Source organism: Stakelama portus (genome assembly GCF_003171655.1).
Lineage (GTDB): Bacteria > Pseudomonadota > Alphaproteobacteria > Sphingomonadales > Sphingomonadaceae > Sphingomonas > Sphingomonas portus.
Map to the genome: position 1 here is coordinate 261,647 of NZ_QFZL01000002.1, position 10,350 is coordinate 271,996.

A 10,350-nucleotide genomic window follows, 5' to 3' on the forward strand; every position below is an offset into this window, starting at 1 on the left:
AGAACATATTGGCAACACAGTCCCTGCGCGGCCGCATGGGTGCGGTGAACTGGACCGCCGTCGCGCTCGGTTTGAGCATGGTCGGCTCGGCGCTCTGGGGCGTTTGGGCGACCGACAAGTTGCTCGCGCTCGATAAGCGCGAAGTGGTGACCGTGCAGCTGAGCCGCATCATGGGCGACTTCATCGAAGCCGAGGCGCGCGCGGGCCGACCGCCAGAAGAAACCAAGATGCGCGTCCAGGCCTATCTCCAGGCGGTCGAAGCCTCGGTCGAACATCTGGGCCGCGAGGGCCGCACGGTCCTTGTCGCCGAAGCGGTAGTGGCCGGCAGCACGCCCGATCTCACCGAAGCCGTGCGCGCCGATGTCGCGCGCCGCGTGGGAGCCATTCCCGATGCGCGCCGCTGATCTTGTCCTCCACTCGCCAACCGGGCGGCGCCTCGCGCTGTGGGCAGGGCTTGGCGCGGCAGCGCTCGCGCTCACCTCCCTCGCCGCCTTCTCGAAGGACCACGCGCTGATGATCAACGCCAGTCCGAGCCTGCCTTACTGGGCGATCTGGCTGACACGCGGCGCGCTGCCGCAGCGCGGCGAGATCATCCTGTTCGATCCGCCCGCCTCGCCGCTGCTCGAAAGGCACTTCGGCAAGAAGCCCAGGCCGTTCGGCAAGAAGGTGAGCGGCATGCCTGGCGATATCGTGACCGAAAAGGAGCGCAGCTTCTTCGTCAATGGCCGCAAGGTTGCTGTAGCCAAGCGGGCAAGCCGTTTCGGTGAACCGCTGGCGCTCGGTCCGACAGGCGTGGTGCCTCAAGGCTGCTATTTCGTCACCACCGCGCACAAGGACGGTTTCGACAGCCGCTATGCGGCGATCGGGTGGATCTGCGCCAGGCGCATTCTCGGGGTCGGAAGGCCGATCCTGTGACACCGCTGCGCGCCGCCCCATTCCTCGTAGCCGGTCTTCTGATGGCCGCGCCGGCAAGCGCCCGCGACTACGGCCAGCAAGGCACGGTCTGGTCCGTGATCGAGCCTGACCTGCTCGAGCAAATCCATGCGCGCCTCACCCATCTCGAGAAGACCGGCGAGACGGCCAAGCTCAACGAAGAGCTGAAGCGGCGCACGATCGCACGCGTCAACCGCCCTGAGCCAGTCGCGGGGATCAATGCCGCGGCGGCGGCGCGTAGCTGGCGATTTGATCCGACGATCAGCGTCGAGCGCGACATTGCCGACGACAAGGGCCGGGTGATCGTGGCCGCCGGAACACGAGTCAATCCGCTCGACACCGTACCGCTGCGTGTGCCGCTGGTATTCCTCGACGGCGATGATCCCGAGCAGCTTGCCTGGGCAACCCGGCGCTATGCCAGCACCAAGGCCAAACTCATCCTCGTTCGCGGCGCGCCGCTTGAACTGATGAAGGCCCGCCAGCGCCGCTTCTATTTCGACCAGGGCGGCAGCCTCGTGAAGCATTTCGGCATCCGAGCCGTGCCCGCAACCGTCGAGCAGCAGGGCCGCGTCCTCATCATTACCGAGCAGCCGGTTCGCCCCAAGGAGCGCGCATCGTCATGAGCAAAAAAAATCGTCTTCTCGCATGGGTATGCTGCGCGATCCTTGCATGCAGTCTCAGTCTTGCTGCGGCTTCGCCAGCGCATGCTTCTGCCGGTCCGGGCCGCTGCACAGGCAAGTTCGTCAATCCGATCACGGACATCTGCTGGTCGTGCCTGTTTCCGATCTCGGTTGGCGGCCTGAAGATCTGGCCGTCAAGCCGTCCCGACACGAGCAACCCGACGCTTCCCGTTTGCCTCTGCGGTTTGCGGCCGGGCATCGCCATGGGCTTCTGGGAGCCGGTGCGACTTGCCGACGTCAGCATGAAGCCCTGGTGCTTCGTCAATCTCGGCGGGATGAAACTCGATCCCGGCTTCGACATCGGGTTCAAGTCGATGGCCGGTCCTTCGGCGGTGGGCGGCGCGACGCAGTACAATTCGCAGTGGCATGTCCACTGGTATGCCTATCCGCTGATCTACTGGATGGAGATCGTCGCCGATTTCCTGTGCCTCGAACAGGGCTCGGTCGACATTCTCTACATCACCGAGATCGATCCGCTCTGGCAGGACAGCGAGCTCACCGCGATCATCAATCCCGAAGCGGTTCTCTTCGCCAATCCGCTCGCGCTTGCGGCCTGTGCGGCTGACTGCGTTGCTGCGACGGCCAAGCTCCCGACCGACGAACTCTTCTGGTGCGCTGGATGCCAGGGCAGCATGTATCCCTTGAACGGGAATGTCTCGGCGACGATCGGGCACGTCCAGGCATCGCGGCTCGCCCTCGCCCGCTTCTCCTACAAGCTCCACCGCGAACTCGTCGCCTGGGGCACGATGGGCAGCAAGGGGCTTTGCGGCAAGTATCTGATGCCGGTGATGAGGAAGCAGCAATACCGCTTCCAGGCCACCAATCCCAATCCGCAGACCAAGGGCCGCTACGCCTGCGCGCCCATTGGCGCCTCCACCACCTTCATGTCGGCAGGTCAGGTCTATCCCGCCATCGGCGAGGACATGGGCTATCTGGTCTGGCGCAAACGGAACTGCTGCGCGCTATGAAAATACTCCCTCATCTCCTTGTAATCGCGTCGATCACTGGCGCCGCCGCTATGGCGGGAGCCGCAGCGCAGACAAGCGAGCCGGAGCTCGATCTCGAAGCAATCCGCGCCCGCGCCAAGGTCGAGGCGAGCGAAGCCGATGCGCTTGCCGCCAGTGCCCGCGCGCGCGCGGAAGCTGTCCTTAGCCAAGCCAATGACAGCGCCGCCGAAGCCCAGGCGCACGGCAAGCGCTACACCGAGCAGGCGGCAAGATCCGCGCGGCCAGAAAGCGAGGACGTCTTCGACTTCGACAAGATGGTGGCCGACGCGGGCACCATGGCCAGCGAGGGCTTGGGTGAAGCACCCCGCTTCATCGCGTTCGCTTCGCTCTCGATGCCGCCGGCGGCCTTGCGCGCCATGGCGGACGACGTCGCCCGTGCAGGCGGTGTGGTCGTGCTTCGCGGGCTGCCAGGGGGCAGCGCCAAGACCCTGACCGCAGCACTCGCGAAAGTCGCGGGGGACGGCGGCAAGCTCGACGCGGTCGGCATCGATCCGCGCCTGTTTCGCGCCTTCGGGATCGAGACGGTCCCCACCTATGTGGTGACCAGCAGCGATTTCGATCTCTGCGATGGCTTCGATTGCCGAACCCAGGTTCCGCCCCACGACCGGATGAGCGGCAATGTCAGCGTGTCCTACGCGCTCGAAACCTTCGCGCAAGGCGGCGGTCCCGGCGCGCTCCTCGCCTTCCAGCATCTCGCCCGCCTGCAACGGAGTGACCCATGAAGCGGCTTCTCCTCCCCCTTTTCTGCCTCGCCTGTGCCTGTCTGCCGACAAGCGTCTCGGCCCAAACCACGACCGATGCCGCCAAGGCGGACGGCAAGGCTTTCGGGCGCGACCAGGCGGCCGCAGCGCAGAGCGCGGCGACAACCGACCCGGATGCAAACCGTATTCCCAATTTCGGGGGTGTGCCGAACCAGTCGGGCTATTTCGATGATCCTGACCGGATGGCGCGTGAAGCCGCGAGTCAGGCCACGGCGAACACCGGCTACCGGACCATGCGCGATTCCATGGATCGCCGGGCGCAGTTCGCGCCACAGGACCTCGACGCGGTTGTCGCGCGCAGCAATGTCATCAACGACGATCCGCTCTCCTACACGAGCGGCATGAGCATCAGCGGGAGCCAGGGCCGCTGTGTCCCCCTGCCTCCGGGAACCGGCACCGCAGCGCGCTACATGGCGACCTGCAACGTCGGCTATACCGCGACCCAGGAGACCAGAAGCTGCCCGGTGACTCTGAATGCCACGATCGAGCAGCGGCAGGTCTATGGCTACTACTGCGTCGGCGGGAGCGGCGTCGATCCGGCATCGATATACAATTGCAATCGCTACCCGGCGCCGCAGTGCACGGTCACGCAGTCTTATCCGATCAATCTGTGCGATCCCTATCTCGGTATCTACTGGGGCTGTAACTCGGGGGACCTGCGCGTCGATCTCGTAAGCTGCACAGCGCCTGTCGATGGCGCGACGCCCTACAGCGTGACCGGCGAAAATGTCGTCACGACGAGCCGCGATGAAAGCCAGTGCGCAGGCCTTGCTGCGGACAATTCATGCCAGCAGGACACCGAGACCTGCACCGACAGCGATCCCGTCACCCGGATCGTCGATGGCATCGCGGTCACCCAGCCCTGCTGGGCCTGGTCACGCAGCTATACCTGCGCCCAATTTACGCAAGCTCAGGACTGCCAGACTCTGGAAAGCACGCCCGGCTGCTCGCTGGTGCGCGAAGACTGCCTTTCGGGTGAGCCCTGTCGGACCTGGGAGCGGGTCTATGATTGCCCGGTCCCGGACCAGCCTGCCGATACCAGCCAGTTCATCTGCGACGGCGACGTCTATTGCATCGATGGCTCGTGCGAGACGATCGAGCGCGAGGCCAATGACGAATTCAAGGATGCAGTCGTCGCGCTCAACGCGATGGACCAGGCACGGCGCGAGTTCGATCCCGACACGCTCACCCTGTTCAAGGGCACGCGCAATACCTGCTCGTCCAAGGTCTTCGGCGTGCTCAATTGCTGCAAGGGCAAAGGCTTCCCGCTCATTCCGGGTATCCAGCTGCTCGTCGCGCTCGGCTGCAGCCGCGAGGAAATGCTGCTTCACCAGCGTGATGTGCAGGGCCTGTGCGCCTACGTCGGGACCTATTGTTCGGACAGCTTTTTGGGCGTCTGCCTCACCAAGAAGAAGGTCTATTGCTGCTTTGAATCCAAGCTTTCGCGAATCCTGCAGGAACAGGGCCGCCAGCAGCTGAACAAGCCCTGGGGCAAGCCCAAGACCGAGCAGTGCCTTGGCTTTACCATCGACGAGTTTTCGCGGCTCGATCTTTCCAAGATGGATTTCAGCGAGGTCTACGCAGAATTCACCGATGCCGCGCGCCTGCCCGACGAGCTCCAGGCCGCCACCGAAATCCAGCAGAAAATCGAGGACTATTATGCCCGCGCCAGCCAATAAGGCCGCCCGGCGGCTGCTTGCCGCCTGCCTCTCGCTCACCGCCGTTGCGCCTGCGCTCAGTGTTCCGGCACGCGGCCAGGAACCGCCGCTGGTCACGACGAGCGACAGCCAGGACAGCTTCTACTGCGAGGAGCGGCGCCTTGGGTACTGGTTCTATTGCGCCAAGCCCAAGCCGCCCGAAGTGCGGGAGGAGGCATCTGAGCCTGCTCCGAATGCGACGAGCCAGCTCGATGCCATCACGGCAAATCTGCGCGAACTGAAAGCCAAGGCGATCCTAGAGCCAACGCCGGCCAATGTGACGGCCTATATCCGCTTCCAGCGCGCCCAGCTCGACCGGGCATCGCTGTTCAGCGATGTATGGCAGCGGGCAATCTGGCAGGATCCTGACCTCGACTATACGCTCCAGCGGCCGGTCTCGACGCTCGGCAAGCGCCAGTGGCAGGACTCGCGCAACGCCGAGCGCAATGCGGTGATGGCGCAGCTCTCTGAACGCTACGGGCTGTTCTACTTCTTCGCCCAGAGCTGCGGCGCCTGCGAAGTCATGTCGCCGATCGTCCAGAGCGTTGCGTCGACCTGGCACATCACGGTGCGCGCGATTTCAACGGACGGCGGCCCCTCACGCCATTTCCCGAATTACACAGTCGAGACCAACCAGCGCAGCCGGATGGGGCTCGAGCCCAAGGTCACGCCGGCGGTGGTGCTCTGGGATGCCGCCAAGGGTCAGCCCATCCCGATCGGCTACGGCGTGATGAGTGCCGACGAGCTTCAGGACCGCATTTACCTCCTCACATCGAAGGAAGCTGGACGTGACTACTAGGATGAAACGTGCCGTCGCCGCGATCCTCGCGGCCACCCTCCCCCTTACCAGCGCGTCGGCCGATGTCGGCAGTTCGATGGACTCGTTCCTCAACGATGTTGGCGGCGCCGCCAACGTCAATGGGCCGACCGCGTTCGAGGGTCAGTCGGCAGGCTATTACAGCCTCGGCAACGTCTGGACGCGCTTCCCGCAGAAGACGACCAACATCGCCAATCTGCAACTGCCGCGCGCCCGTGCGGGCTGCGGCGGCATCGACATCTTTGCCGGATCCTTCAGCTTCATCAACGCGAGCGAGATCGTCGCGATGCTGAAGGCTGTCGCCAACAATGCTGTCGGCTTTGCTTTCAGCCTGGCGATCGACACGGTCTGCCCGGAATGCTCGAAGATCATGCAGGAGTTCAGCCAGAAGGCTCAGCTCATGAACAACCTCAACATCAATTCCTGCGAAATGGCGCAGGGGCTGGTGGGCGGCATCTGGCCCAAGGGCGATCTGGCCGACAAGGCCATCTGCGAAGCGATCGGCAATTCGGAAGGCATCTTCACCGACTATGCCGCCGCCAAGCACGGGTGCGGCACCAAGGGGCAGCGGTCGAGTACGACAGCGCAGGGCTCGGGCAAATATGACGACGTCAATCCCGCCGTAGCGAGAAACTACACCTGGACGATCCTCAAGAAGTCCGCGTTCTTCTCGCCGAATGGCACTTTCGACGAGGAACTCGCCGAATATGCAATGACGCTGCTGGGCACGATTATCTATGTCCCGCCCAAGGATGATGAGCCGGGCAAGTTTGTGCCGATCGTCGGGGAAGCGTCCTCGACGCTGGTTACTTCACTGCTCGATGGGACGAGCAACGGGAACGTCCTGATCTTCGACTGCGACGAGCCGGACAAGTGCCTCGATCCAGGCTTCAAATCGCTCAGCCTTCCCGCATCCAAGGCGCTGCGCCCGCGCGTTGCGGCATTGATTGCCGGCATGGTCCAGGCGATCCATGACGACACCGCGATCACCGACGCGCAGAAGGAACTGCTCCAGGTTGCTTCGATCCCGCTCTACAAGATCCTGACGGTCCAGGCGGCCTATGGTCGCGGTATGCCGACCGATGATCGCGAGACGCTGGCGGAGATCGCCAGCGTCGACCTGTTGTTCGCCGTCCTCGACCGGATCGTCAGCGAAGCGGGCCGCTCGATGTCGAGCTTCATCGGCGCGGACGAGGCCAAGATCGCGATGTGGCAGGGCCAGGTGAATGTCGTCAGGCAGGCACTCGCCGACAGGCAGGCGAACACGCATCTGAAGATCAACGCCATCATGCAGATCATCGAGAAGACCGCGTTCATCGAGAACGTGCTCGCCGCCTCAATGTCGCCCGGCATGGCCGCCTCGCTCGACTGGTCGCGCGGCGTACAGTCGCGCGCTCTTACCCACTGATTCCTTTCTGCGCGCCGAAAGAGGCGGGAGCCCAACATCATGGTCGAGATTTTCACAGTTGGCGGCGGCGACTACCTGGTCAATGTCTTTCAGGCGGTCGCCGCCTGGACGGGCAATGGGGGCTACAAGAGCCTCCTTCAGGTCGTCATGGTCATGGGGCTTGGCCTCTCCGCCATTACGCTGGCGTTCAATCAGGACTGGCGGGCCTGGATCAACTGGTTCCTCGGCGCGACGCTGATCTATTCGTGCCTGATGGTGCCGCGGCTCGACGTCCATGTGACCGACCGGCTCAACCCCAGTCTCGCTCCCGCCAATGTCAGCAACGTGCCGCTGGGGCTTGCACTGATGGCGAGCTTCACGAGCCAGGTTGGGGACTACCTGACTGGCACGGCCGAGTTGGTGTTCGGGCTGCCGGGCGATCTCAACTACTCGAAGAATGGTATGATTTACGGCGCGCGGCTCTACGATGCCACGCGGTCCTTGCGCATTTCCGACCCGGAATTTGCCGCCAATCTCGACGAGCACTTCCGGCAATGCGTCTTCTACGACGTGCTGCTTGGCCGATATTCGATGAAGGAACTCGCCGAGACCAGCGACATCTGGACGACCATTGCGCCCGGCAGTCAGGCGCGGGCCCAGCGCTTCCTGACCCGCGACACCGGGACCGGTCAGGTGACTTCGAACATCATCACCTGCCGCGAAGCCTATGATGCGCTGAACGCGCAGTGGGCCGGACTGATCGACGGCATGGGGACGGTCTTCGGACGCCAGCTTTATCCCAACCAGACCGCCGCCCTCGCCAAGGCCAAGCTTTTTGCTGACCTGCCGGTGGCTTACCAGTACCTCACCGGGGTCTCGGCCAATGCGACCGAGATCTTCAAGCAGACGCTGACGATCAACGCGATGAGCCAGGCCATGCATTCGATGGCGGCAACGAGCGGCGCGGGCAATGTCGATGTCTACGCCCAGACGCGCGCCGATATTCAGACCGAGCGAACCTATGGCTCGATCGCCAGCAACGCGATGAAGTGGGTTCCGCTCCTCAATGTCGTGCTGACCGTGCTCTTCTACGCCCTGTTTCCTGTCCTCTTCCCACTGTTCCTGCTGCCCAAGACCGGGCCGCTGGCACTCAAAGGCTATGTGACAGGTTTCTTCTACCTGGCGGCATGGGGACCGCTGTTCGTGATCCTGCACATGATGCTGATGTACAAAGGCGCCGCGGACATGAGCGCGGTTGCTGGAAGCAGCGGGCTCAGTCTTGCAAGCTTCACCGGCATGGCCGATGTGAACAGCGATATCGGACTGCTGGCAGGCTATCTGATCGCCTCGGTGCCATTTCTGGCCGGCGGCGTTGCCAAGGGCGCCATGGCGATTTCACACCATGCGACTAGCTATCTCAATCCAAGCCAGAACGCTGCCGAGGAAGCTGCGCGCGAGGCGAGCACGGGCAACGTCTCGCTGGGCAATACCAGCTTCGAGAATTCGAGCGTTCTGACCCGCCAGTTCGCACAAGGGACGATCGCGCCAAGCTTCACCTATGGCGCGGCGCAGACCCGGACATTCAGCGACACGGGCTCGATGACGACGAGTTTCCCTGAAGCCAGCTACGACCAGCTTCCCAACTCGAGCTATCCCTTCACGCCCAGCCTCGGACAGGAGTTCACTTCACGCCTGTCGACGATGGCATCGCAGGCCCGCTCGAACAGCGAGAGCTATGCGAACATTGCGACGGAATCGACCACCAGCGCGGTCACGAAGTTCCGCGAGCTGCGCAGCCAATTCAGCCGAGGATCGGCTTTCGAGAGCGCGACCGGCACATCCAACTCCGACAGCATCCAGACCGCCTTCAACGAGGTCGACCAGGCATCCACCAACCTACAGCGCCAGTTTGGCCTTTCACGAAGGGCCGCTGACGACATTTCGACCGCTTGGTTCCTTGGGGGCGAAGCGGGCGCTAAAGCTGGTGTTACTAACGGTGTGCTTTCCGCAAACGTGGGTGCAAAGGCCGGAGGAACTCGCACCTGGACCGACAGCGATATCGGCATCGCATCCGAAGACCGCTCACGCATCTTCGGGAGCCTTGCGCAGATTTCGGACAGTCGGAACTGGTCGAGCACGCGAGATGGATTTGTTCGCAGTGTCAGCACCTCATCGAGTTCCTCGATTTCGTCGACCGCGAGCGGCATGAACGCTTCGCTCACCGAGGCGCAGAGTTACAGCCGCGAAGCACGACGGGCTGAGGAACTGGCGAACCGACTCGAAAGCCAGGCATCGTTCTTCGAAGGCAACAGCGCCGCAGGCAGCCTAAACTTGTCGCAGGCCTACCGCGAATGGGGCTTGGTCGAAATTGAACGCAATCGCGACTTCTACGGCAATGTCCGGTTCGACGACCTGACGTTTCAGCTCGGTCCGGAAGGTCAGGCGCTGCAGGGCAAATTCATCGAAAGCTACGCTGAACAGCTGCGCGACGGGATCGAGGACAGGCTCGTACTGACGCCAGGACAGCCAATCTCGCGCCCGTCGGTGACAGGACCAGGATCTGTCCGTGGTCGTGCCCTAATCGGTGGAGGGGTCTCTGGAAACGTGCCGCAGGTGGACCCGGGCACTATTCACGACGAAGTGCTGCGTGCTCACAATGCCGGTCGCCAGCGGATCCGCGGATCCAGAGGCCGCCTTGATGCGTCTACCAAGGGTGCACAGGGTGCGAGCGCAGAGTCGGCCGATGAAGTGAAAGAATGGTGATGAATGGATTCACCAGAGTCCGAACGACGCACCGGCAAGGAACAAAAACACGCCTAAAATGACAGCCAAGCCCGCGACAGTCAGCTTCCGTCCCCACGGGTCGGCCCAAGACTTCTTGATCCGATACTCCATCACGCGATTGTCACGGATCGCCTGATCGATTTCGGACAGCCCCTCCCACTTCGGAGTACGATGCTCAGCGGTGTCGATGTCAAACTTGGTCATGATCGCATTCATCTCGCTTCTCCTTAGAACATAGCAGAAACAAGGGCCCACGCCATAGAAACATGCCCCACGAGAGACGC

10 protein-coding genes are annotated in these 10,350 nt (G+C 63.1%); 9 read left to right on the top strand and 1 reads right to left on the bottom strand.

The window, feature by feature from the left end; translation table 11 throughout:
- The first annotated feature begins 8 nt into the window (after positions 1–8).
- The 9 genes from DKB74_RS06635 to DKB74_RS06675 are packed head-to-tail and all read left to right on the top strand — an operon-like array spanning position 9 to position 10,045.
- The gene (locus DKB74_RS06635; RefSeq protein ID WP_239987408.1) at positions 9–404 is read left to right on the top strand and encodes a TrbI F-type domain-containing protein; all 396 of its coding nucleotides are present in this window, start codon (positions 9–11) and stop codon (positions 402–404) included.
- Entirely contained in the window at positions 391–915 is a 525-nt protein-coding gene (locus DKB74_RS06640; RefSeq protein ID WP_109807358.1) for a S26 family signal peptidase, read from the top strand. Before DKB74_RS06635 ends, DKB74_RS06640 begins: the two co-directional genes overlap by 14 nt.
- Positions 912–1,556, top strand: coding sequence for a type-F conjugative transfer system protein TraW (traW, locus tag DKB74_RS06645; protein WP_109807359.1), 645 nt, complete (start codon positions 912–914; stop codon positions 1,554–1,556). Before DKB74_RS06640 ends, traW begins: the two co-directional genes overlap by 4 nt.
- Entirely contained in the window at positions 1,553–2,581 is a 1,029-nt protein-coding gene (traU, locus tag DKB74_RS06650) for a conjugal transfer pilus assembly protein TraU (RefSeq protein ID WP_109807360.1), read from the top strand. Before traW ends, traU begins: the two co-directional genes overlap by 4 nt.
- 50 nt (positions 2,582–2,631) lie before the next feature.
- Positions 2,632–3,342 (top strand): type-F conjugative transfer system pilin assembly protein TrbC, encoded by a 711-nt coding sequence (gene trbC, locus DKB74_RS06655; RefSeq protein ID WP_239987409.1) that lies wholly within the window; start codon positions 2,632–2,634, stop codon positions 3,340–3,342.
- Positions 3,339–5,060: a conjugal transfer protein TraN gene (locus DKB74_RS06660; RefSeq protein WP_109807362.1), complete on the top strand. Its 1,722-nt coding sequence runs from the start codon at positions 3,339–3,341 to the stop codon at positions 5,058–5,060. The genes trbC and DKB74_RS06660 overlap by 4 nt, the downstream gene beginning before the upstream one ends.
- A complete protein-coding gene (locus tag DKB74_RS06665; protein ID WP_109807363.1) occupies positions 5,041–5,877 on the top strand; it encodes a conjugal transfer protein TraF in 837 nt (278 codons plus the stop codon). Before DKB74_RS06660 ends, DKB74_RS06665 begins: the two co-directional genes overlap by 20 nt.
- A 1-nt stretch (position 5,878) precedes the next feature.
- Complete coding sequence (locus DKB74_RS06670) at positions 5,879–7,303, top strand: conjugal transfer protein TraH (RefSeq protein ID WP_109807364.1); 1,425 nt, start codon at positions 5,879–5,881, stop codon at positions 7,301–7,303.
- A 39-nt stretch (positions 7,304–7,342) separates the two neighbouring features.
- Complete coding sequence (locus DKB74_RS06675; protein WP_109807365.1) at positions 7,343–10,045, top strand: conjugal transfer protein TraG N-terminal domain-containing protein; 2,703 nt, start codon at positions 7,343–7,345, stop codon at positions 10,043–10,045.
- A 9-nt stretch (positions 10,046–10,054) separates the two neighbouring features.
- On the opposite strand, the gene DKB74_RS06680 is transcribed toward DKB74_RS06675, so the two are convergent.
- Entirely contained in the window at positions 10,055–10,282 is a 228-nt protein-coding gene (locus DKB74_RS06680; protein WP_062912932.1) for a hypothetical protein, read from the bottom strand.
- Positions 10,283–10,350: the final 68 nt, after the last annotated feature.

Bases quoted from the DNA above. Each gene is read 5' to 3' on its own strand.
- DKB74_RS06660 (WP_109807362.1), top strand. From the start codon at position 3,339: ATGAAGCGGCTTCTCCTCCCCCTTTTCTGCCTCGCCTGTGCCTGTCTG.
- DKB74_RS06675 (WP_109807365.1), top strand. From the start codon at position 7,343: ATGGTCGAGATTTTCACAGTTGGCGGCGGCGACTACCTGGTCAATGTC.
- traU (WP_109807360.1), top strand. From the start codon at position 1,553: ATGAGCAAAAAAAATCGTCTTCTCGCATGGGTATGCTGCGCGATCCTT.
- DKB74_RS06640 (WP_109807358.1), top strand. From the start codon at position 391: ATGCGCGCCGCTGATCTTGTCCTCCACTCGCCAACCGGGCGGCGCCTC.
- DKB74_RS06665 (WP_109807363.1), top strand. From the start codon at position 5,041: ATGCCCGCGCCAGCCAATAAGGCCGCCCGGCGGCTGCTTGCCGCCTGC.
- DKB74_RS06670 (WP_109807364.1), top strand. From the start codon at position 5,879: ATGAAACGTGCCGTCGCCGCGATCCTCGCGGCCACCCTCCCCCTTACC.
- DKB74_RS06680 (WP_062912932.1), bottom strand. From the start codon at position 10,282: ATGAATGCGATCATGACCAAGTTTGACATCGACACCGCTGAGCATCGT.
- trbC (WP_239987409.1), top strand. From the start codon at position 2,632: ATGGCGGGAGCCGCAGCGCAGACAAGCGAGCCGGAGCTCGATCTCGAA.